The following is a 22,723-nucleotide window of genomic DNA, read 5'->3' as shown; positions in this document are numbered from 1 at the left end:
CGGCGCGCCAAACGCACCAGATATGCCAAGCGCGGCGCGTGCCGGTCAACGCGTCTTCCGCCCGCCCCGCTGCCGCGCGGCGGGCAAGGTCCGTCTGCGCGCCGCTTGGGGCACGGGATGGGAGCCTCCCCTCGCGCAGCGGTGCTGCCTTTTCAGGCTCGGGGGCCTCTAACGCGCCTCGGGGCGCGAGCCGCGCCCGCGGCCCCGGCGGCGGTCGTCGCCAGGGCGACCGACGCCCTCGCCGCCCCGTCCTTCACGCGGGGCGCGGTTGCCGCGCGCGTCGTCGTCGCGGCCACGGCCCGTGGCCGCCTTGGCCGGGTGCTGGCCCCGGGCGTCGGGGCGGCCGTTGCCGTCCTTGGCGCGCCCGGTCCGTCCATCGCGGCCGTCGCGGCCCCCGTATCCGTCGCGGGAATCGGGACGGCCCGCAGTCCGCGCGGCGCGGTTGCCCTCCGTCTCGCGCACGGGCATCCGATTGCCCCGGGCGTCGTCGCGGTGGTCGCGCGCATCGATGCGGTTGCCGCGCGCGTCGTCGTCGCGGCGTCCGGCCGGGGCCGCCGCGCGGTTGCCCCGGGCCTCGCCCCGGGCGCCGCCCTGGCTCTTGCCCAGGGCCGGGAACACGCCGTCGCCGCCCCGGGTGCCCCGGGACGCGCCCTGGGCATTGCCCGCGGCCTTGCCCCGGCCGCCGCGTCCGTCGCGGCCCTTGGGCCGGGCATCGTCGCGGCGCGGATTCTCGCCCCGGGCGCGGCGCGAGGCCCCGGCGTCGGGGTCGTGATAGGTGTCGTCGCGCTCGCTGGCCGCGCCCCAGGCCGGGGCGGCCTGGGCCGCCTTGGGCGCCCGGGCGGGCCGCTGCCCGCCGCGCTGGCCGCCGCGCCGTCCGCGCTCCTGGCCCTCGCGCTCGTCCACGGGGCTGGGCGCACCCTGGGTTTCGCGGTCGTAGTCGAAGCCGTCCAGAGTCACGCGGCGGATCTTGCGGCCCAGCAGGCCCTCCACGCAGCGGACCATGAGCCCGTCCTCGGCGGTGACCAGGCTCAGGGCCTCGCCGCTGCGTTCGGCCCGGCCCGTGCGGCCGATGCGGTGGGTGTAGGTCTCGGCGGTGTCGGGCATGTCGAAGTTGACCACGTGGGTCACCCGCGAGCAGTCGATGCCGCGCGCGGCGATGTCCGTGGCGACCATGATGCGGTAGTCGCCGCTGCGAAAGCCTTCCAGGGCCTTCTGGCGCCGGTTCTGGGACAGGTTGCCCTGCAGGAAGGTCGCCGCCCAGCCCTTGCGTTCGAGCTGCTGGGCCAGGGTCTTGGCGCGGTGCTTGGTGCGCGTGAACACGAGCACGCAGTCGTGCTCCGTGCCGCGCAGGATGGCTTCGAGCAGCGCGGCCTTGAGGTGCTTGCGCACGGGGTAGAGCGCATGGCCGACGCTGGCCGCCGGGGCGGTGTTGGCCACCTCCACGCGCACCGGGTCGCGCAGGATGCCCCGGCACAGGGTGGCGATCTCCTCGGGCATGGTGGCCGAGAAGAGCAGGGTCTGGCGCCGCGTGGGCAGTTTGGCCAGGATGCGCTTGATGTCGGGCAGGAAGCCCATGTCCAGCATGCGGTCGGCCTCGTCCAGGACGAGCACGTCCACCCCGGAAAGATCGGCGTCGCCGCGTTTCATGAGGTCGATGAGCCGCCCGGGGCAGGCAACGGCCACGGTGGACTGGCGCAGGGCCTTGACCTGGGGCACGATGCCCACCCCGCCGAACACGGCGGCGCAGCGGATGCCCGTCTGGGCGCCCAGGGTCACGAAAGTCTCCTGGATCTGCACGGCCAGTTCGCGGGTCGGCGCAAGGACCAGCACGCGCAGCGGCCCGCGTCCGGAAACGCCCGCGTCCAGCAGGCGCTGGAGGATGGGCAGGGCGAAGGCGGCGGTCTTGCCGGTGCCGGTCTGGGCCAGGCCCATGACATCGCGGCCCTGGAGCACGACGGGAATGGCCTGGGTCTGGATGGGCGTGGGCACGGCGTACCCGGCGGCGCGAATGCCCGAGGCGATCCGCGCATCAAAGGCGAAGGAATCGAAAGTCACAAAAATATCCTATGGTTGATGGGAAAAAGGCGATCCTGCGTGACGAGGGTCGCGCGGCCCGTGGGCCGGGGGTACTGGTGGGGCTCCGGGACTCTCAGGGGCGCCCGCCGATGGCTGGGCGCAGGGGCCGCGCGCGGGGAGGCGGGCGGCGGAAGGCTGGTGTCCGGTCACGCTGAGGTGCGTCTTATCTACGCACTTTCCCCGGAATGTAAAGGGGGCATCCTCTCCGGCACGGCGCCGCCGCTCCGGGCCGGGCGGGCCGTCCAAAACGCCCAGGCCCCGCGCCGGGCGGGCACGGGGCCTGGAAAATACGGGCAAAACCAGCGCGCGGCTAGTGCAGCTTGCCGCCGAACATGCTGTTCACGAATTGGTTCTTGTAGAAATCGTTGACCCTTCCGGCCAGTTGCATGCGCGCGGACTCGGCCTCCTCCTCGCTGGGGTAGAAGGCGGCCAGATCGCGGGCCACGCCGTCGCCGGTGTCGCCCAGGGGCTGGTCCAGGTGCACGCGGAAGTACCACTGGTCGCCCTCGTAGGGCTCGTCGGGCAGGGGGAAGGTCTTCTCCACCCAGCCGATGGCCTTGATGTGCGCAATGGGCACCAGGAAGCCCTCGATGGAGGCCAGATACTCGAACTCGGGATATTCGTCGAATTCCTGCATGCGTGTCGTCCTGTTTCCTGGAAATGTCGCGGGGGGCCCGGGTCCGCCCCGGAGCACCTGCGATGTATTGCCCCCGGGCGCGCGTGTCAACACCGGATGCCGGAAAGGCCGCCGCGCGCGAAAAAAAGACGGCACGGAGGCCGGGGACCATGGCCCGGGAACGCCGTGCCCTCAGGCCAGGGGCCGGGCCAGGGCCCACACCGCCAGCCACAGCCACAGCGCCCCGGCCACGCCCAGCCCGGCGGCGCGCAGCAGGCCCATGAGCCGCCGCACCAGGGCCGGAGTCCAGGCGCCGCCCCCGGGGCCCAGGCGCGGTTTGTCCACGGGTCGGCCGAAATACACGGCCGGGCCGCCCATGTCCGCGCCCAGGGCCCAGGCGGCGGCGGCCATGGGCCAGCCCGCGTTGGGGCTGGCCATGCGCGCGGCGTCGCGGCGCACCGCCCCCACGGGCACCCGCCGCCCCCAGGCCAGCCGCGCCGCAGCAATCACCCCCAAGGCCGCCAGCCGCGAGGGCACGAAGGCCAGCACGTCGTCCAGCCGGGCGCAGGCCCAGCCCAGGCCGCGCCAACGCTCGGTGCGGTAGCCCCACATGGAGTCCATGGTGCTCACGGCCTTGTAGGCCCACAGCCCCGGCAGCCCCAGGAGCACGAGATAAAAAAACGGCGCCGTGAACCCGTCGCCCAGATTCTCGGCCAGGGTTTCGGCCAGGGCGCGGCAGACGCCCTCCTCGTCCAGGTGGGCCGTATCGCGGCTGACGAGCATGGCCAGGGCCCGGCGCGCGCCTTCCAGGTCGCCGCCGTCCAACAGGGCCAGCACCGCGCGGCCCTCGGCCAGCAGCGCCCCCAGGGCCAGCCCCGCGTAGGCCAGGTAGAGCCCCGCCAGCCAGCCGACCCAGGGCAGGGCCGTGGCGGCCCAGGCCGCCGCCCCCGCCGCCCCGGCGACGACGAGCACGCACAGCGCGCCGCGCAGCCGCTCGGGCCCCGGGGCGCGCCGGGCCGGGCCCTCCAGGCGGGCCACCAGCGCGCCGATGGCCCGCACGGGGTGCGGCCAGCCCTGGGGGTCGCCCAGGGCGAGGTCCAGCCCCACGGCCAGGGGCGGTAAAAGCAACGATACCAGCGGCATGGCGAGCCCCGGGGAACGGGTTGCACGGCCCGGACGGACCGCAAGGCCCGTGTAGCGCGGCGGCCCTTCGGGTGCAAGCCCGCCGCGCCATGGCGCCCATCCGGCGCCACCCGGGTCCGGAAACGGAAAATGCTCAACTTCCCCTGCGAAGCGGGAGGGATAGGGCTTTTTCTTTACAGGATAATGAAGAACATGTTATGCTCACACTCTCAGAATACTTGCACCGCAGGCGGGCGGAGCGTGACATGACACAGGAGGAACCATCCGGGATTGCAAAGGAAACTGGGACCGAGCGGAGCATGTCGGCCACGGGCCGGACGAACCCTATTTCCATGGCGGTTGCAATGAACAGACTTTCCTTCGGCAAGAAGATCATCATCGGATGCCTGGTCATGGTCACCATCACCGTGGTGACAATGGGCACGGTGGGCTACATCGGCCTGGACGGCACCCTCCGGGAACTGGGCCAGGCCACCCTGCGCACCGTCACCGACGAAGCCGTGGGCACCCTGCGGATGCAGAACGACATCACCCAGGAAAAGGTCAGCGCGGACTTGGTTTCGCTGGAAAAGGAGCTGGCCCGCTTCGGCGCCCTGGCGCTGGACCGCTCCCGGCCCGTGACCATGACCATCACCAACCAGGTGACCAAGCAGACCGAAACCGTGAGCATCCCGACCCTCCTGGCGGGCGGGCAGACGCTCACGGGCGACTTCACGGTGGTCGACGACGTGCAGGCCACCGTGGGCGGCACGGCGACCATCTTCCAGGTGCTGGACGGCAAGCTGCTGCGCGTGTCGACCAACGTGCGCAAGCTCGACGGCAACCGCGCCACGGGCACCTACATCCCCGCCGACAGCCCCGTGTACAAGACCGTCATGAACGGCGAAACCTACCGGGGCAAGGCCTTCGTGGTCAACGACTGGTTCATCACCGCCTACAAACCCCTGCGCGACGCCTCGGGGGCCATCATCGCCGTGGCCTACGTGGGCAGGCAGATCCTGACCTCGCAGCTTTCCGAGTTCCTGGGCAGCGTCAACGTGGCGGGCAAGGGCTACAGCGTGGTCTTCAACAGCCAGGGCGACGTGCTCTTCCACCCGGATCGCGCCATCGTGGGCAAGAACCTCAAGGACTACCCCTTCGGCCAGCTCCTGCTGGACGCCGACTCCACCCTCGTGGACTACGACCTGGGCGGCCTCAAATACGGCTACGTCAAGCGCTTCGAGCCCTGGGACTGGTCGCTCATGGTCACCCTGGCCGGCACGGACCTGCGCCACGGCACCGACCGCCAGCTCGTCAAATACGGGCTCATGAGCGGCGGCGCGGCCCTGGCCGTGGCCCTGGTCCTGGCCTGGTTGTTCACCGTGGCGACCATCCGCCCGGTGCTCGCGGCGGTCAAGGCCGCCGGCCGCGCCTCGGGCGGCGACCTCTCGGCGCGCATCGACGTGCGCTCCCAGGACGAAATCGGCCAGCTCTGCGCCACGTTCAACCAGGTCATGGACCGCATCGAAGAGTCCATGCGCGAGAACTCGGGCTACGTGGAAATGCTCAACGCCGTGCCCGACCCCATCTACGCCCTGGACGACGCCGGGCGCGTGACCATCGCCAACGAGGCCACCGTGCGCATCGCGGGCAAGGGCCGCGAGCGGATCACCGGCCAGCGCTGCTCGGCCGTGTTCGGCGTGCCCGAGGGCTCCTTCCGCACCGCGCGCGAGGCCACGACCGACGCCCAGCGCGTGGTGGAAATCGGCTCCGGCCAGTCGCGGCGCTCCCTGCGCCTGGTGCGCGTGCCCCTGGCGGGCGGCGGCGCCGTGGAGCTGGCCAAGGACATCACCGACATGGTCCTCAAGGAGCGCGAACTGCAAAAGAACCTGGAGCACATCGGCACGGTCAACGCCAACATCCAGGAGGCGGGCATCACCCTGGCCGAAAAGCTCGGCGAGGTCGCCTCGCAGATCGAGCAGGTCCGCTCCGGAGCCGACGTGCAAAGCGCCCGCGCCGCCGAAACCGCCACGGCCATGGAGGAAATGAACTCCACGGTGCTGGAGGTGGCGCGCAACGCCTCGGCGGCGGCGGAAAACGCCTCGGCCGCCAGCAAGACCGCCACCCAGGGCGTGCAGGTCGTAGCCGACGCCGTGACCTCCATCACCGAGGTCCAGACGCGCATCAAGAACCTGCAACAGCGCATGGGCACCCTGGGCACCCAGGCCGAAGGCATCGGCCAGATCATCGGCGTCATCAACGACATCGCCGACCAGACCAACCTGCTGGCGCTGAACGCCGCCATCGAGGCCGCCCGCGCGGGCGACGCCGGGCGCGGCTTCGCCGTGGTCGCCGACGAGGTGCGCAAGCTGGCCGAGAAGACCATGACAGCCACAAAGGAGGTCGAGCAGGCCGTGGGCGCCATCCAGGGCGGGGCCCGCGAGGCCATCGGCGCCACCGAGCAGGCCGTGGACGAAATCGCCCGCTCCACCGAGAAGGCCAACCAGTCCGGTCAGCGCCTGCGCGAAATCCAGAGCATCGTGGACTCCACCGCCGGGCAGGTCCAGTCCATCGCCACGGCGGCCGAGCAGCAGTCGGCCTCCAGCGAGGAGATCACCCAGGCCGTGGACGACATGAGCCGCATCTCCAACGAGACGGCCCAGGGCATGAGCGCCTCGGCCGAGGCCGTGGACGAACTGGAACGCCTGGCCGCGCGGCTGAAGGAGCTGGCCTCCTAGGCATAAAAAAGCGCGCGGGGGGCGCGCGCGACAGAATCGCAGGGAGCGGCGGCCCGGGCACGGGTCGCCGCTTTTTTCATCGTGGGACGGAGCGCAGGGTAAAAGGCGCGGCCCCGGGTCGGGCCGGATCGGCCTCAGTCCGGCAACTGCCCCGTGGCGGCCAGGGCCGTATAAAGCAGCACCCCGGCGGCGGTGGACATGTTCAGGCTGCGCACCGCGCCCCGGATGGGGATGCGCACATGGTCGGGATGGGCCGCGAACAGGGCCTCGGGCAGGCCGCGCGTCTCCGGGCCGAGGACGAGCAGGTCGTCACCCCGGTAGGCGAAGCGGTCGAAGCGCGCCCCGCGCCGGGCGCTGGAGAGCACCAGCCTGCGCCCCGCCGCGTGGGCCGCCAGGGCCTCCCAATGCGGCAGCACGTGTACGTCCACGTGCGGCCAGTAGTCCAGCCCGGCGCGGCGCAGGTGCTTGTCGTCCAGGCAAAACCCCAGGGGTTCCACGAGGTTCAGCCGCACCCCGGCGGCGGCGCACAGTCGCGCCACGTTGCCCGTGTTGGGCGGAATTTCCGGCTCGAACAGCACCAGTTCCACGGCGCGGCGCCTCCCTGCGGCCCGGCGGGCGGCGCGGCGCGCCGCCGGAAAGAAGAGAGGCAAGCCCCGCAAGGCTTGCCTCTCGTGCATTCGGTGGTGGGCGATCCAGGATTTGAACCAGGGACTTCCACCGTGTGAAGATGGCACTCTAACCGCTGAGTTAATCGCCCACTGTGTCGGGTGCTTGTAGCACCCCGCGCCCCGGGCTTCAAGGGGCCGGATGAACCCGGCGCCGATGTGCCCTGCGCGGAGGCAAGCTATTAGCAACCCCGCAGGCGGGAGGCAAGGACTTTTTTCTTCCGGGCCGCAATTTTTTCCCAAGGCCTCGCCGGGGTTTGCCCTGGCCGGATTTTAGGCTACTGTGGCCGGGCCAGCGGGGGGCGGCGCTGCATGCAACCCGTTGAAATCACAGACATCGAGGAACATGCATGCGACTTCTGGTCACCGGCGGGTGCGGCTTCATCGGCACCAACTTCATCTATGAAATGCTCGGCAGGCACGACGATCTCGTGGTGGTCAACTGCGACAAGCTGACCTACGCGGGCAACCGGGCCAACCTCGCGCCGCTGGAGGCGCGCGGCGACGGGCGCTACCACTTCGTGCGCGCCGACATCGCCGACCCCGTGGCCATGGCCGCCGTGCTCAGGCAGTACCATATCGACGCCGTGGTCAACTTCGCCGCCGAGTCCCACGTGGACCGCTCCATCGCCGACCCCGAGCCGTTCATCACCACCAACGTGCGCGGCGCGCAGAACCTCGTGCACTGCGCCATGCAGGCCGGGGTCGAACGCTACGTGCACGTTTCCACCGACGAGGTTTACGGCTCCCTGGGGCCGGACGACCCGGCCTTCACCGAGGCCACGCCCCTGGACCCCAGCAGCCCCTACTCGGCCTCCAAGGCCTCGGCGGACCTCATCGTCGGCGCCTACTGGAAGACCTACGGCTACCCCGCCGTCATCACCCGCTGTTCCAACAACTACGGGCCCTGGCAGTTCCCCGAAAAGCTCATCCCGCTGATGATCGCCCGGGCCCGGCGCGGCGAGCCCCTGCCGCTGTACGGCGACGGCACCAACGTGCGCGACTGGATCTACGTCACCGACCACTGCCGGGGCGTGGAGCTGGCCCTGCTCAAGGGCCGTCCGGGCGCGGTCTACAACTTCGGCGGCGGCGCCGAACTGCCCAATATCGAGGTGGTGCGCACCATCCTGGCCGCCCTGGGCCGGCCGGAATCGCTCATCACCTTCGTCAAGGACCGTCCCGGCCACGACCGGCGCTACGCCATGGACCACTCCCTGGCCGGACGCGAGCTGGGCTTTGCGCCCGAGTACGACTTCGCGCGCGGCATCGGGCGGACCCTGGCGTGGTACGCCGACAACCAGCCCTGGGTGGAGGCCATCCAGAGCGGCGAATACCGCCGCTTCATGGACGCCTGGTACAAGGACAGGTCATGAACGCAAGCGACACGCAGGAACGCCCCACGGCCCTGGTGCTGGGCGGACGGACGGGCCTTTTGGGCATGGCCCTGTGCGCGGCCCTGGAGGCCGCGGGCTGGCGCGCCGAAGCCACCGGGCGCCCCGGCGCCGAGGACTTCGACAAGGAACGTCTGGCCGGACGCATCCAGGCCTGCGGGGCGCGCGCGGTCTTCAACACCTGGGCCCACACCCAGGTGGACAAGGCCGAGGACGAGCCCGACGAGGCCCGGCGGCTGAACGCCGTGCTGCCCGAGATCGTGGGCCGCGCCTGCGCCCAGGCCGGGGCGACCCTGGTCCACTACAGCACCGACTTCGTTTTCGGCGGCAAGGCCGACACCCCGCACGGCGAGGACGACCCCACCGCCCCCGAGAGCGTCTACGGGCGCACCAAGCTCGAAGGCGAAAAGGCCCTGCTGGCCCTGGACCCGCCCGGGCTGATCATCATCCGCACGGCCTGGCTCTTCGGCCCGGGCAAAAAGAATTTCGTGCGCACCATGCTCGACCTGTGCCGCAGGAACAACTGCGTGAGCGTCGTCCACGATCAGGTGGGCTCGCCGACCTTCACGCCGGACCTGGCCAAATACAGCCTGGCCCTGGTGGCCAAGGGCGCCCGCGGCGTCTTCCATGTGGTCAATTCCGGCGAGGCGAGCTGGTGCGAACTGGCCTCCGAGGCGCTGCGCATGGCCGGGGTGCCCTGCGCGGTCACGCCCGTGACCTCGGCGGAGTATCCCCAGCGGGCCAAGCGCCCGGCCTATTCGGCCCTGTCCACCGCGCGCTTCACCCAGGCCACGGGCCTGACGCCCCGGCCCTGGGTCCAGGCCGTGCGCGACTACGTGCTGCGCGAAATGGCCGCCGAGCCGGGGCTGCACCCGGACCACCCGGGCCGCGAAGCCGCAGCGGCCGCCGCCGCGCCGCCCAAGGTTGACACCCCCCGGGGCCGTGATTAGTCACAAGGCCGAACCCCGCACCCCAAACGCCCGGCGGCGCCTGCGGCGCCCATTGCGCAAGGAAGGGCCCGGCCCATGCAGCTTACGCCCAGACAGCACACGGTCCTGACGACCATCGTGGAGGCCTACATCGGCACGGCCCGCCCCGTGGGCTCGCGCGCGGTGTCCGAAGCCAGCGGCCTGAGCCTGTCTTCCGCCAGCATGCGCACGACCATGGCCGAGCTGGCCGAGGCGGGCTATCTGGAGCAGCCGCACACCTCCGCCGGGCGCGTGCCCACCCCCAAGGCCTTTGCCCACTGCTTCACCTGCGCCCCGGCCCCCAGGGTTCTGCCCGACAACGAGCAGCGCGACATCCGCGACGGCCTGGGCAGCGCGGGCGCGGAACTGACGGCCGTGCTGCGCCACTGCTCGCGGCTGCTCTCGGCCCACGCGCGGCAGATGGGCATGGTCCTCGCGCCGGGCGGCAACGACGTGCGCTGGAAAAGCATCGACTTCGTGCTCGTGCGCCAGCGCACGGCCATGGCCGTGCTCGTGCTGGAGGGCGGGGTGGTCCAGAACCGGCTGGTGGAGGTGGACGAGGCCATCACCCGCGACGACCTCACGGCCTACGGCAACTACCTGAACCACCACTACGCGGGGCAGACCCTGTCCCAGGCGCGGGCGCGCATCCTGGCCGAACTGGGCGGCGCCCGCCGCCGCCTGCGCAGCTACACCCGGGCCCTGACCCTGGCCCGCGACGCCTTCGCCGCCGAGGGCGAGCGCGACCTGTTCTGCGACGGCGCCCTGCACCTGCTGGGCCAGCCCGAATTTTCCGACGTGCAGGCCATGCGCGAACTGCTGCGCATGCTCGACGACAAGAAACGCCTGCTGGAGCTGCTGGAACGCACCATGGAGGCCGCGGGCCCGCGCATCGGCTTCACCGCCGCCGAACCCGGCACCGGGGACTATGGGCTGGTCTGCGCGCCCTACGGCGGCTCGGGCGCGGCCCGGGGCGTCATCGGCGTCATCGGCCCCATGCGCATGGACTACGCCAAGGTCGTGCCCGTGGTGGACTTCACCGCGCGCATGCTCACCGAACTGCTCGAAACCCGCTACTGACAAAGGACTCTTTCGCAATGATGAAGGACAGCAGACAGGACCCCGCCGTGGAGGGCCCGGACACCGCCATGGACGAGACCTCCGAAGCCGCAAACGCCGCCGCTCCGATGGAACTGGAGCTCACCGACGACGAATTGCAGGCCCTGTGCCGCGACCGCCTCTGCCCGGCGTGCCCCGTGGGCGCCCAGGCCGAGGACGACCGCCTGCGCGCCCTGGCCGAGCTGGACAACACCCGCAAGCGCCTGGAACGCGAAAAGGAGGAATACCGCAAGTACGCCTCCGAGAAGGTGCTGGCCGACCTGCTGCCCGCCCTGGACAACCTCGACCTGGCCCTGAACCACGCCCCGCAGGACGCGGCGTCCAAGAACTTCGTCCTGGGCGTGGACATGACCCGCAAGGCCCTGCTCGACGCCCTGGCGGGCAACGGGCTCGTGCCTGTGGGCGAGGCCGGGGTCGAGTTCACCCCCGAGCTGCACGAGGCCGTCGGGCAGGACCAGCGCGACGACCTGCCCCCCGGCGTGGTCACCCGCGTGCTCCAGCGCGGCTACAAGCTGAACGGCCGCCTGCTGCGTCCGGCCAAGGTCATGGTCAGCGCCGGGCAATAGCCTGCGCGCGGCCCTCCCCCCGTGCTCCGCAAGGCCGGGCGCCCCGGGCGTCCGGCCTTTTCCGCGCCCGGCTGGCGGGAAGGCCCGTCCCGGGCGCCGTCCCGGGCCACGTTCCGGCCGGAAGAGGTGAAAAAAGTTGCACCCTCCCCTTTACAACCCCGGCCACGGTCTTACTTCCAAGCCAGCACACAGCGGCGCGGCCCCCAGCCGCGCTTTCGATTGACCAAACGATATTTCGCATTCAGGAGGAGCAGCATGGGCAAGATCATCGGCATCGACCTCGGGACCACCAACTCCTGTGTCTACATCATGGAAGGCAAGGACCCGAAGTGCATCACCAACCCCGAAGGCGGCCGCACCACGCCGTCCATCGTGGCGTTCACCGACAAGGAACGCCTGGTGGGCGACCTGGCCAAGCGTCAGGCCGTGACCAACCCGGAAAAAACCGTCTTCGCCATCAAGCGCCTCATGGGCCGCGGCTTCGACGAGCCCGAAATCGCCAAGTGGAAGGGCTCCTGCCCCTACAGGCTGGTCAAGCACTCCAACGGCGAGACCTACGTGGAGATCGCGGGCAAGACCTACAGCCCGGCCGAGATTTCGGCCATGATCCTGCAAAAGCTCAAGGCCGACGCCGAAGCCTACCTGGGCGAGAAGGTCACCGAGGCGGTCATCACCGTTCCGGCGTACTTCAACGACTCCCAGCGCCAGGCCACCAAGGACGCGGGCCGCATCGCGGGCCTGGACGTGAAGCGCATCATCAACGAGCCCACGGCGGCGTCGCTGGCCTACGGCTTCGACAAGAAGGCCAACGAGAAGATCGCCGTGTTCGACCTGGGCGGCGGCACCTTCGACATTTCCATCCTCGAGGTGGGCGACAACGTCGTGGAAGTGCGCGCCACCAACGGCGACACCTTCCTGGGCGGCGAGGACTTCGACCACCGCGTCATCGACTACCTCGTGGGCGAGTTCAAGCGCGAGAACGGCATCGACCTGTCCGCCGACCGCATGGCCCTGCAGCGCCTCAAGGAGGCCGCCGAAAAGGCCAAGAAGGAATTGTCCACCGCGCAGGAGACCGAGGTCAACCTGCCCTTCATCACCGCCGACCAGACCGGCCCCAAGCACATGCTGGTCAAAATCTCGCGCGGCAAGCTGGAGAAGCTGGTCGAGGATCTGGTCGAGCGCACCGTGGCGCCCTGCAAGAAGGCCCTGGCCGACGCCGGGCTCTCGGCGGCGGACATCGACGAGGTCGTGCTCGTGGGCGGCATGACGCGCATGCCCCTGGTGCAGCAGAAGGTGGCCCAGCTCTTCGGCAAGGAGCCCAACCGCTCGGTGAACCCCGACGAGGTGGTGGCCATGGGCGCCTCCATCCAGGGCGGCATCCTGGCCGGCGACGTGAAGGACGTGCTGCTGCTCGACGTGACCCCGCTCTCCCTGGGCATCGAAACCCTGGGCGGCGTGTTCACCAAGCTCATCGACCGCAACACGACCATCCCCACGCGCAAGAGCCAGGTGTTCACCACGGCGGCGGACAACCAGCCCAGCGTGTCCATCCACGTGCTTCAGGGCGAGCGCCCCATGGCTTCGGACAACATGACCCTGGGCCGCTTCGAGCTGACGGGCATCCCCCCGGCGCCGCGCGGCCTGCCGCAGGTCGAGGTCAGCTTCGACATCGACGCCAACGGCATCGTCAACGTCTCGGCCAAGGACATGGGCACCGGCAAGGAGCAATCCATCCGCATCACCGCGTCCTCGGGCCTGTCCGACGCCGACATCCAGCGGCTGGTCAAGGAGGCCGAGGCCCACGCGGACGAGGACAAGAAGAAGCAGAAGCTCATCGAGATTCGCAACCAGGCCGACACGCTGATCTACACCACCGAAAAGTCCATCCGCGACCTGGGCGACAAGCTCGACGCGGCCACCAAGGCCGACATCGAGGCCAAGGTGGAGGCCCTCAAGGGCGTCATGGACAGCGGCGACGCCGAGGCCATCGAGAAGGCCACCGGCGAACTGGCCCAGGCCTCGCACAAGCTGGCCGAGAAGCTCTACCAGCAGCAGGCCCAGCCCGGCGCCGAGCAGCCCGGCGGCCCCGAGCAGCAGGCCGGGCGCAAGAAGGACGACGACGACGTGGTCGACGCCGACTACAAGGAAGTCTAACCCCCGGGCGGCCGGCAAGGCTTGCCTTTGGGCCGGAACATGGATAGCTTGGCCTGTCCGCCTGCGTGGCGGGCAGGCCATTTTGCATCCTCAACCGGGCGGCCCGCCGGCCGCTCGACGTTTCATGAAGCCATGACATCCGAGCCGACCCTCCGGGCCCCGCGCCCTCTGCCTTTCGTCGCCCTGTGCGGCCTGCTGCTGGCCCTGGCGCTGCTGGCGGGCTGCGTGGTCAAGCCGCCCCTGGCCCGCACCCCCGACGCCCAGAGCGGCGTCCCCGTGCGCGACGTGGAAGCCCGCGCCGCCCAGGCCTTCGAGGACGGCGACCACGCCACCAGCGAAAATCTTTATGCCGGCCTGCTGCAACGCGGCGGCCTGGCGCCCGAGGCCGAGGCCGAGGCCTGGCAGCGGCTGGCCGACAGCGCCCTGGCCCAGGGCCACCTGGACACCGCGCGCCAGGCCCTGGACAGCCTCGTGCGCCTGGACGCCCGGGCCCTCGACTCCTGGGACTACAACCGCGCCACCATCGACCTGCTGCTGCGCTCCGGCAAGCCGGATCAGGCCCGGGCGCACCTGGAATCCCTGCTGCACGACCCCGCCCGCCCGTGGGACCTGCGCCTGCGCGCCGGGCTGTCCGTCGCGCGCGACCTGTGGTCCGAGCGGCGCTACGAGCAGGCCATGCGCATCCTGGAGCGGCTGTACGCCGACTCCCCCGAGCCCTCGCCCCTGCCGCGCGGGCAGCTCGAAGCCGGGCTGCTGGCCGAGCTTCAGGCTCTGGACGACGCGACCCTGGCCGATCTGGTGCGCCTGACGCCCGTGGAGTCGCAATGGAACTTCCCCTACACCATCGTGCGCCTGGAGCAGGCCCGGCGCCTGGGCTTGCAGGAAAAGAACTGGCCCACGGCGTGGCACATCCTCTCGGGCATCTCGCGCAAGGGCGAGGTGGCCGACAGAACCCTGGTCGGCGGCGTGCTGACGCCGCTGCGCTCGCGCTTCGGCCTGCCCTCGGGCGGCGTGGCCCTGGCCCTGCCCCTGTCCGGCCCCTTCGCCGAAATCGGCTGGAAGGTCCTGCGCGGGGCGGGCGCGGCCCAGTGGAACATCCTCTCCCAGGGCGGGCAGATGAGCGTGCAGGTGCTGAACACCGACGCCCCCGGCTGGCTGGATGAAGTGGCCGCCCTGCCGGCGGACTGCACGCTCATGGGCGGACCGCTGCAACTGGAGCGCCTGCACGAACTGGAGGGCCGGAACCTTCTGGCCCGCCGCCCGGTGTTCGCCTTCCTGCCGCGCCTGGAAGGCGCCGAGGAAGGCCGGGACGCCTGGCGTTTCTTCAGCAGCGTGGAGGATCAGGCCCGCGCCCTGGTCGGCCTGTCCGCCGGAACCCTGGGCATCCGCAACCATGCGGTGCTCGCGCCCGACGAGGCCTTCGGCCAGCGCTACGCCCAGGTCTTCGCCCAGGAGGCCGCCGCCCGGCAGGCCGAGGTCACGGCCACGGGCTCCTACCCCGGCGACGACCCCACCCGCTGGAGCGCCTCCGTGGCCGGGCTGCTCGGCGTGAACACCCGCGCGCCCAAGGACAAGCGCCTGCCGCCCCGGCCCGCCTTCCAGGCCGTGTTCCTGCCGGACGGCTGGTCCCAGGCGCGGGTGCTGGCGCCGCAATTCTTCTTCTACGACGAAGACCGGCTGCTGTTGCTGGGTCCGGCCCTGTGGGCCCAGGGCCTGGAGCAGGATCCCGGCGTGGAGATGAACTATTTCCGGCTGGCGGTGTTCCCCGGGGCGTGGTGGGCGGCCAACCCGGCCCCCGGCGCCCGGGCGCTGCACGAGGCCATGCGCGCCGACGGCCTGGGCGCGCCCGACCTGTGGGTCGCCCTGGGCTACGACTTCATCCAGTTGGCCCAGGCCGTGACGCCCCTGCCCGCCGCCTGGACCCCGCGCGCGGTCAACGACGCCCTGGCCGCAGCCGCCGACGTGCCCTGGAGCATGGCGCCCATGCACTGGGACGACGCGGGCCGCGGCAGCCAGGAGCTGTTCCTGTTCCAGCCCGCCCCGGGCGGCTTCGAGCCCGTGGACCCCGCCGGGCTGGCCACACGCCTGGAGCGCGTGCGCGTGCGCCACGACGAGCGCGTGGGCTCCCTGCGCCAGAAGAACGAGATCGAGACCCTGCGCCGCATGCAGCAGGCCGACCCCGAGAACCAGGAAGTGAACCAACGCCTGCACGACCTGCTGGAACGGCAGCGCGCGCAGTGATCCAGGCCCGCCGGGCCGCCCCGCCCCGAGGAGAGACCCCCATGAAAGTCAGCCCCCAAGAGGTCGCGCACATCGCCGCCCTGGCGCGCCTGGGCATCGACCAGGACCACCTGGACGCCTTTGCCGCGCAGTTCAACGACATTCTCGACTACATGGCCCTGCTCGGCCAGGTGGACACCACGGGCGTGGAGCCGCTGTATTCCCCCGTGGACGGCCCCACCCGCCTGCGCGAGGACAAGGCCGAAAGCACATACTCCCGCGAAGAGTTGCTGGCCTCGGCCCCGGAAACCGACGGCGCCCACTTCGTCGTCCCCAAGATCGTCTAGCCGCGGGAGCCGCCCATGTCCGACCTGCATACCATGACCCTGGCCGGGGTCCGCGAGGCGTTGGCCGCCGGGAGCGTCAGCGCCGAGGCCGCCACCGCCGCCACCCTGGAACGCATCGCCGCCGTGGAGCCCAAAGTCCACGCCTTCGTCACCGTGGCCGGGGAACAGGCCCTGGCCGAGGCCCGGGCCCTGGACGCCCGGGGCCCCGACCCCGCGCGGCCCCTGTGGGGCGTGCCCGTCGCCGTGAAGGACGTCATTGCCGTCAAGGGCCTGCCGACCACCTGCGGCTCGCGCATCCTCGAACATTTCGAGCCCTGCTACGACGCCTTCGTGGTCCGCAGGCTGCGCGAGGCCGGGGCGGTCATCGTCGGCAAGACGAACATGGACGAGTTCGCCATGGGCTCCAGCACCGAAAAATCGGCCTTCGGCCCCACGGCCAACCCCTGGGACACCACACGCGTGCCCGGCGGCTCCAGCGGCGGCTCGGCGGCGGCCGTGGCCGCGGGCCAGTGCTTCGCCGCCCTGGGCACGGACACCGGCGGCTCCATCCGCCAGCCCGCATCGTTCTGCGGCTGTGTGGGCCTCAAGCCGACCTACGGCCGCGTGTCGCGCTGGGGCTGCGTGGCCTACGGCTCAAGCCTGGACCAGATCGGCCCCATGGCCCGCACGGTGCGGGACACGGCCCTGCTCTTCCAGGCCATTGCCGGGTTCGACGCCCAGGACTCCACCAGCGTGGACACCCCGGTGCCCGACACCCTGGCGGCCATGGCCGCGCGCGGCGACCTCGCCGGGCTGCGCATCGGCGTGCCCCGCGAGTACTGGGGCCAGGGGCTGGCCCCCGAGGTGGAGGCCGCCTGCCGCGCCGCCCTGGACGCCGCCACGGCCCAGGGCGCGACCCTGGTGCCCGTGGACCTGCCGCACACGCCCTACGCCGTGGCGGCCTACTATATCATCGCCATGGCCGAGGCCAGCTCGAACCTCGCGCGCTTCGACGGCGTGCGCTACGGCCTGCGCGACAAGGACGCCCGCGAACTGCTGGACATGTACGTGCGCTCGCGCAGCCGGGGTTTCGGCCAGGAGGTCCAGCGCCGGATCATGGTCGGCACCTATGTGCTCTCGGCGGGCTATTACGACGCCTACTACCGCAAGGCCGCCCAGGTCCGTCGCCTCATCCGCCGCGACTTCGCCGAGGCCCTGAAGCGGTGCGACGTGCTCTGCGGCCCGGTGTCGCCGGTGACGGCGTGGCCCCTGGGCGCCATGGACGCCGACCCCGTGCAGATGTACCTCATGGACATTTTCACCATCAGCCTGAACCTCGCGGGGCTGCCGGGCCTGAGCCTGCCCGTGGGCCTGGGTGCGGACAGCGGCCTGCCCGTGGGCCTGCAATTGCTGGGCCCGGCCTTCGGCGAGGCCGGGCTGCTGGCCGTGGCGGGTGTGCTGGAACGCGCCCTGGGCCCCCTGCCTGCCCCGGCTGGGCTCTAGGGCCGCGCCCGCGAGCGGCGGCGACGCCCCTGCATCGTGTGCCCCTGTTGCAGCCCTTGAAAAACCGGTCTCTTCATCCGCAGAACGCCCGCCGGTGTTCTGCAAACGCGGCCCCCGCGCCGGAGGACGCCCGCCCATGACCATCGCGGTGGCCGTCAGCGGCGGCACGGACAGCACCTTCGCCCTGGCCCTGCTGCGCGAGGCCGGGGAGCGGGTCATGGCCGTGCACGGCCATTTCCTGCCGCCGGACCCGGCGCGTCGGGCCGGGGTGCGCGCCCTGGCCGCCATCTGCCGTGCCCTGGACGTGCCCTTCCACGAGGTGGATCTGACCGACGCCTTCCGGCGCCTCGTGGTCGAGCCTTTCGTGCGCGACCACGCGGCGGGTCTGACGCCCAACCCCTGCGCCCGCTGCAACCCGGCCCTGAAATTCGGCCTGCTGCTGGACGCCGCGCGCGAACGCGGCGCGGACGCCCTGGCCACCGGGCACTACGCCCGCCTGGAGGGCCGGGGCGAGGCCGTGCGCCTGCTGCGCGGGGCCGACCCCGGCAAGGACCAGAGCTACTTCCTGGCCCTGGTGCCCCGGGAGCGCCTGGCCCGGGCCGTGCTGCCCCTGGGCGCCTGGACCAAGGAACGCGTGCGCGCCGGGCTGGCCGCGCGCGGGCTGGCTCCGGCCCAGGCCGCCGAAAGCCAGGACATCTGCTTCATCCCCGGTGACGACCACTGCGCCTTTTTGCCCGAAGCCGCCGCGCGGGCCGGGGTGGCCCTGCCGGGCCCGGGGCCCATTGTCCTTCCCAACGGGCCCTGCGGCCCCGACGGTCCCGGCGGCATCCGCGTGGGGCGCCACCAGGGCCTGTGGCGCTACACCCTGGGCCAGCGGCGCGGCATCGGCGTGGCCCACAGCGAGCCGCTGTACGTCATCGGCAAGGACATGGCCGCCAACACCCTGCTGGTGGGCCCGCGCCCGCTGCTCGAAGCCCGGGGCTGCACCACGCGCGGAGCCAACCTCCTCGTGCCGCCCGGGGCCTGGCCCCAGGCCCTGACGGCCCAAACGCGCTACCGCCAGCGGGCCAAGCCCGTGGCCGTGGAGCACCGGACGGACGGCATGACCCTGACTTTCCTTGAGCCCCAGTCCCTGCCCGCGCCCGGGCAGGTGGCCGTGGTCTACGGGCCGGACGGCGCCGTGCTGGCGGGCGGGGTCATCGCCTGACCATGCCCGCCGAGCGCTTCCACTGCCTGACCCTGGGCTGCCGCATCAATCAGTACGAAACCCAGGCCCTGCGCGAGGCCTGGACCGCCAGGGGCCTGACCGAAACCGACGACCCGGCCCGGGCCGGAGTGATCCTGGTCAACTCCTGCGCGGTGACGGCCAAGGCCGTGGCCGGGCTGCGCGCGGCCCTGCGCAGGCTCGCGCGCCGGAACCCCGCCGCCCGGCTGGTGCTCACGGGCTGCGCGGCCCAGGCCCACGGGCCCGAGCTGGCCCGGGCCTTTCCGGGGCTGGCCGTGGTACCCCAGGCGCGCAAGGCCGAACTGCTGGCCGGGCCGCCCGCCGCGCCGGGAGCCCCCGCTCCGTCGGCCTCCGTCCCGGGTGCCCTCGTCTCCGCCGACCCTGCCGCGCCCGGCGCATGCGGTGCGTCCGGCGTGGCCGAAACCTCCATCCCCCCCGGCCGATTTCTTTCCGCTCCGGCGGGGGCTCCCGCGCCCCTTGCCCCCGGTACGCCCGGCGCCCCCCGGGCCTTCCCGCCCTTTGCCGTGCGCGGGGCCGCACGGGCCCGGGCGGTGGTCATGGTCCAGGACGGCTGCTCCCAGCGCTGCGCGTACTGCATCGTGCCGCTGACGCGCGGCGGGCCCGTGAGCCGCGAGCCCGGGGCCGTGGCGGCCGAGGTGGACGCCCTGTTCGCGGCGGGCTGGCGCGAGGCCGTGCTTTCGGGAGTGAACCTGCGCCAGTACGGCCTGGGCCGGGGCCGCGATTTCTGGGACCTGCTGGCGGAGGTGGACGCCGCCCTGGCCCCGCGCTGGGCAGGGCGCGCGCGGCTGCGCCTGAGTTCGCTGGACCCCGCCCAACTCGGGCCCAAAGCGCTGGACGTGCTCGGCACCGCGCGGCTGGTCTGCCCGCACCTGCACCTGTCCCTGCAAAGCCTCGCCCCGGCGGTGCTGCGGCGCATGGGCCGGGGCCACTACGGCCCCGAGGGCGTAGCCGAAGCCGTGACGGCCCTGGGCGGCATCTGGCCCGTTTTCGGCCTGGGAGCGGACATCCTGACCGGATTTCCCGGCGAAACGGACGCTGAATTCCGCCAGACGCTCGCTGGCTGCGCAAAACTCCCCCTTTCCTACGCACACGTTTTCCCGTATTCTCCGAGGCCGGGAACAGCGGCGGCCACCCTGCCCGGGCAGGTGCCCGGCCCGGAAAAAACCGCCCGGGCAACGGCCCTGCGCGCCGTGGCCCGCGCCGCCGGCCAGGCCTTCGCCCGCCGCGCGGCGGCCCTGCCCGAGGTGGCCGTTGTTCTGGAATACGGCGATCCGCAACGTGGCGTCAGCGAGCATTTCACGCCCTGCCGCCTGGCGTGCCCGGACGGCCACGGGCCGGACGCGGCCCCGCGCGCCCTCGTGCGCGCCCGGCCCGTGGCCGCCCGGGGCGCGGAACTGACCGTGACCCCGGCAGCGGAACCCACCGGCGCCGCCGAGACGACCGGGGCCCGGCCCTGACCCGACACAGCGCACACTCCGCCCGCCCCTGCGGCGGCAAACCACAGGATACCCCATGTTGAAAAGCATGACCGGATTCGGCCGCTTCATCCTTCAGGACAAGGACTGGGCCCAGGACTGGGAAATCAGGAGCGTCAACGGCCGCCACCTGGACATCAAATGGCGCCTGCCCGCCAACGTCCGCTCCCTGGAAACACGCCTGGAGCGCGTGGTGCGCGAGGTCGCCTCGCGCGGGCGGGTCAACATCGGCCTGAACCTGCAAATTTCGCGGCCCGAGCTTTTGGGCATGCAGCTCAACGAGCCCCTGGCCGAGGCCATGCTCGGGCAGGTGGAGCGTCTGGCCCGGCGCATGGAGTATTCCTTCAAGCCCGACTTCTCGCGCCTGCTGGGCCTGGGCTTTTTGTGGGACGACACCAGCGGCGAGCCCGCCCGCGAGCTGACCGAGGGCCTGGAACGCGGCCTGCGCGCCGCCCTGGACGACTGGGACCAGTCGCGCCTGGCCGAGGGCGCCGCCCTGCGCAAGGATCTGGCCCACCGCCTGATCCGCCTGGGCGAATGGCTGGACCAGTTGCGCGAGCGCACCCCGCAGGTGAAGCTGGAACGCTTCGAGGCCGTGGAGGCGCGCATCCAGCAGATGCTCGACCGCTACCGCATCGACCTGGACCAGGACCGTCTGCTCCAGGAAATCGCCGTGCTCTCGGACAAGCTCGACGTGTCCGAGGAACTGACCCGCCTGGGCGCGCACCTGGAAACCCTGGCCTCGGTGCTGGACGAGGGTGCCGACGCGGGCAAGCGCCTGGATTTCGTGCTCCAGGAATGCTTTCGCGAGATCAACACCTGCGGCAACAAGGCGCAGGACACCGCCGTCAGCCGCATCGTGGTCGACTTCAAGGCCGAACTGGAAAAATGCCGCGAACAGGTGCAGAACATCGAATAGCGCCCCGGGCCAGCCCCCCCCACGAGGAACGGACATGAAAAGTTCAGGACTGCTCAACATCGGCTTCGGCAACTTCGTGGTCTCCAGCCGCGTCATCGCCATCGTCAACCCCTCGTCGTCGCCCATGCGCCGCCTGCGCGAGGACGCGCGCCAGGCCGGGCGGCTCATCGACGCCACTCAGGGCCGCAAGACGCGCTCCATCATCGTGTCGGACTCCAACCACGTGGTGCTCTCGGCCATCCAGGCCGAAACCATCGGCCAGCGCTTCAGCCAGGAGGGCGACGATGAGTAGCCGCCTGGGGCTGATGCTGGTCATCTGCGCGCCTTCGGGCACGGGCAAGAGCACGCTGACCGCCCGGCTGCGCGCGGAGTTCCCGCGCCTGGGCTACTCCGTCTCCTGCACCACCCGCAGCCCGCGCCCCGGCGAGGTGGACGGGCGGGACTACCATTTCCTGGAGCACGACGAATTCCAGCGCCGCCGCAAGGCCGGGTTCTTCGCCGAGTGGGCCGAGGTCCACGGCAACTGCTACGGTACCCCGCGCCAGGCCCTGGCCGACATGCTCGCCGCCGGGCAGGACGTGCTCTTCGACATCGACGTGCAGGGCGCGGCGCAGTTGCGCGCCAGCATGGGCGGCTGCCACGTGTTCCTCATGCCGCCGTCCCTGGACGCCCTGCGCGCCCGCCTGCTGGGCCGCGCCAGCGACGACGAGGCCGTCATCCGCAAGCGGCTGGGCAACGCCCCGGGCGAACTGGCCTGCGCGCCGGACTTCGACTACTGGATCGTCAACGACGACCTGGACGCGGCCTACGACCGGCTGCGCGCCGTGTATCTGGCCGAGGGCCTGCGCCCGGCCCTGAACCCCGGGCTGCTGGAGACCGTGCTCCACGGCCCGCGCGGCTGAGGTCCGCCATGGCAGAGCTCGTCGTCGCCCTGGACCTGCCCGACGCCCCCGCCGCCCTGGACATGGCCGCCCGCCTCGCGGGCGCCGTGACCTGGGTCAAGGTCGGCCTGGAGTTGTACACCGCCCAGGGCCCGGCGGTGCTGACGGCCCTCAAGGGCATGGGCTTCAAGGTCTTTCTGGACCTGAAATTCCTGGATATTCCCAACACCGTGCGCGGGGCCGTGAGAAGCGCAGTGGCCGCCGGGGCGGACATGCTCAACGTCCACGCCAGCGGCGGGGCGCGCATGATGCAGGCCGCGCGCCAGGGCCTGGACGAGGCCGCCGCGCCCGGGGCCGCGCCGCTGCTGCTCGCCGTGACCGTGCTGACCAGCATGGACGAGCGCGACCTGCCCCTGGGCCCGGGGCGCACGGTGGCCGACCTGGTGCTCGATCTGGCCCGAGCCACGCGCGAGGCCGGGCTGCACGGGGTGGTCTGCTCGGGTTTCGAGGCCCGGGCGGTGAAGGCCGCCTGCGGGCCGGAGTTCGTCTGCCTGACTCCCGGCATCCGCCCCGCCGGGGCCGACGACGACCAGCGCCGCGTGGTCACCCCGGCCATGGCCGTGGCCGCCGGGGCGGACTATCTGGTCGCCGGACGGCCCATAACCCGCGCCGCCGACCCCCGCGCGGCCGCCCTTTCTCTTCTTGAACAAATGCGTTAATTCGGCATAAACTGGGCGC

19 protein-coding genes and 1 tRNA gene are annotated in these 22,723 nt (G+C 71.7%); 15 read left to right on the top strand and 5 right to left on the bottom strand.

Translation table 11 applies throughout. The features are described 5' to 3' along the window. Positions 1–168: 168 nt before the first annotated feature. The 3 genes from ACZ5KV_RS13735 to cbiB form a co-directional block, all read right to left on the bottom strand. The gene (locus ACZ5KV_RS13735) at positions 169–2,055 is read right to left on the bottom strand and encodes a DEAD/DEAH box helicase (protein ID WP_464239857.1); all 1,887 of its coding nucleotides are present in this window, start codon (positions 2,053–2,055) and stop codon (positions 169–171) included. Positions 2,056–2,386: 331 nt separating this feature from the next. Continuing rightward, positions 2,387–2,713, bottom strand: a complete 327-nt coding sequence (locus ACZ5KV_RS13730) for a hypothetical protein (RefSeq protein ID WP_464239856.1) — start codon at positions 2,711–2,713, stop codon at positions 2,387–2,389. A 171-nt stretch (positions 2,714–2,884) separates the two neighbouring features. Then, positions 2,885–3,835, bottom strand: coding sequence for an adenosylcobinamide-phosphate synthase CbiB (gene cbiB / locus ACZ5KV_RS13725; RefSeq protein ID WP_464239855.1), 951 nt, complete (start codon positions 3,833–3,835; stop codon positions 2,885–2,887). A gap of 344 nt (positions 3,836–4,179) precedes the next feature. Between cbiB and ACZ5KV_RS13720 the strand changes: the two genes are divergently transcribed. Continuing rightward, positions 4,180–6,552 (top strand): methyl-accepting chemotaxis protein, encoded by a 2,373-nt coding sequence (locus tag ACZ5KV_RS13720; RefSeq protein WP_464239854.1) that lies wholly within the window; start codon positions 4,180–4,182, stop codon positions 6,550–6,552. A gap of 134 nt (positions 6,553–6,686) precedes the next feature. Here ACZ5KV_RS13720 and ACZ5KV_RS13715 read toward each other — a convergent pair whose 3' ends face one another. Together ACZ5KV_RS13715 and ACZ5KV_RS13710 are read right to left on the bottom strand one after the other, a co-directional pair. Further along, on the bottom strand, positions 6,687–7,139 hold the full coding sequence (locus ACZ5KV_RS13715; RefSeq protein WP_464239853.1) for a tRNA (cytidine(34)-2'-O)-methyltransferase: 453 nt from the start codon (positions 7,137–7,139) through the stop codon (positions 6,687–6,689). 94 nt (positions 7,140–7,233) lie between these two features. After that, positions 7,234–7,309, bottom strand: a tRNA-Val gene (locus ACZ5KV_RS13710). A 258-nt stretch (positions 7,310–7,567) separates the two neighbouring features. Between ACZ5KV_RS13710 and rfbB the strand changes: the two genes are divergently transcribed. From rfbB to pyrF, 14 genes are all read left to right on the top strand, one after another. Next, a complete protein-coding gene (gene rfbB / locus ACZ5KV_RS13705) occupies positions 7,568–8,590 on the top strand; it encodes a dTDP-glucose 4,6-dehydratase (RefSeq protein ID WP_464239852.1) in 1,023 nt (340 codons plus the stop codon). Beyond that, complete coding sequence (gene rfbD, locus ACZ5KV_RS13700; protein ID WP_464239851.1) at positions 8,587–9,558, top strand: dTDP-4-dehydrorhamnose reductase; 972 nt, start codon at positions 8,587–8,589, stop codon at positions 9,556–9,558. Before rfbB ends, rfbD begins: the two co-directional genes overlap by 4 nt. A gap of 75 nt (positions 9,559–9,633) precedes the next feature. Further along, positions 9,634–10,656, top strand: coding sequence for a heat-inducible transcriptional repressor HrcA (gene hrcA / locus ACZ5KV_RS13695; protein ID WP_464239850.1), 1,023 nt, complete (start codon positions 9,634–9,636; stop codon positions 10,654–10,656). Between the two features lie 17 nt (positions 10,657–10,673). Then, positions 10,674–11,261, top strand: a complete 588-nt coding sequence (locus tag ACZ5KV_RS13690; protein ID WP_464239849.1) for a nucleotide exchange factor GrpE — start codon at positions 10,674–10,676, stop codon at positions 11,259–11,261. Between the two features lie 255 nt (positions 11,262–11,516). Beyond that, on the top strand, positions 11,517–13,415 hold the full coding sequence (gene dnaK / locus ACZ5KV_RS13685; protein WP_464239848.1) for a molecular chaperone DnaK: 1,899 nt from the start codon (positions 11,517–11,519) through the stop codon (positions 13,413–13,415). A 132-nt stretch (positions 13,416–13,547) separates the two neighbouring features. Beyond that, on the top strand, positions 13,548–15,656 hold the full coding sequence (locus ACZ5KV_RS13680) for a penicillin-binding protein activator (RefSeq protein WP_464239847.1): 2,109 nt from the start codon (positions 13,548–13,550) through the stop codon (positions 15,654–15,656). 41 nt (positions 15,657–15,697) lie between these two features. Continuing rightward, on the top strand, positions 15,698–15,982 hold the full coding sequence (gene gatC / locus ACZ5KV_RS13675; RefSeq protein WP_464239846.1) for an Asp-tRNA(Asn)/Glu-tRNA(Gln) amidotransferase subunit GatC: 285 nt from the start codon (positions 15,698–15,700) through the stop codon (positions 15,980–15,982). Between the two features lie 15 nt (positions 15,983–15,997). Then, on the top strand, positions 15,998–17,464 hold the full coding sequence (gene gatA, locus ACZ5KV_RS13670) for an Asp-tRNA(Asn)/Glu-tRNA(Gln) amidotransferase subunit GatA (RefSeq protein ID WP_464239845.1): 1,467 nt from the start codon (positions 15,998–16,000) through the stop codon (positions 17,462–17,464). A gap of 136 nt (positions 17,465–17,600) precedes the next feature. Further along, positions 17,601–18,671, top strand: a complete 1,071-nt coding sequence (gene mnmA / locus ACZ5KV_RS13665) for a tRNA 2-thiouridine(34) synthase MnmA (protein WP_464239844.1) — start codon at positions 17,601–17,603, stop codon at positions 18,669–18,671. 2 nt (positions 18,672–18,673) lie between these two features. Beyond that, positions 18,674–20,167, top strand: coding sequence for a radical SAM protein (locus tag ACZ5KV_RS13660; protein WP_464239843.1), 1,494 nt, complete (start codon positions 18,674–18,676; stop codon positions 20,165–20,167). A 55-nt stretch (positions 20,168–20,222) separates the two neighbouring features. After that, positions 20,223–21,104, top strand: a complete 882-nt coding sequence (locus ACZ5KV_RS13655; RefSeq protein ID WP_464239842.1) for a YicC/YloC family endoribonuclease — start codon at positions 20,223–20,225, stop codon at positions 21,102–21,104. Between the two features lie 34 nt (positions 21,105–21,138). Beyond that, complete coding sequence (locus tag ACZ5KV_RS13650; protein ID WP_464239841.1) at positions 21,139–21,396, top strand: DUF370 domain-containing protein; 258 nt, start codon at positions 21,139–21,141, stop codon at positions 21,394–21,396. After that, positions 21,389–22,006, top strand: a complete 618-nt coding sequence (gene gmk / locus ACZ5KV_RS13645) for a guanylate kinase (RefSeq protein ID WP_464239840.1) — start codon at positions 21,389–21,391, stop codon at positions 22,004–22,006. Before ACZ5KV_RS13650 ends, gmk begins: the two co-directional genes overlap by 8 nt. 8 nt (positions 22,007–22,014) lie before the next feature. Then, entirely contained in the window at positions 22,015–22,704 is a 690-nt protein-coding gene (gene pyrF / locus ACZ5KV_RS13640; protein ID WP_464239839.1) for an orotidine-5'-phosphate decarboxylase, read from the top strand. Positions 22,705–22,723: the final 19 nt, after the last annotated feature.

Source organism: Desulfocurvus thunnarius (genome assembly GCF_055390965.1).
The sequence above is the reverse complement of the archived record's forward strand: the minus strand, read 5'-3'. Positions and strand labels throughout refer to the sequence as shown.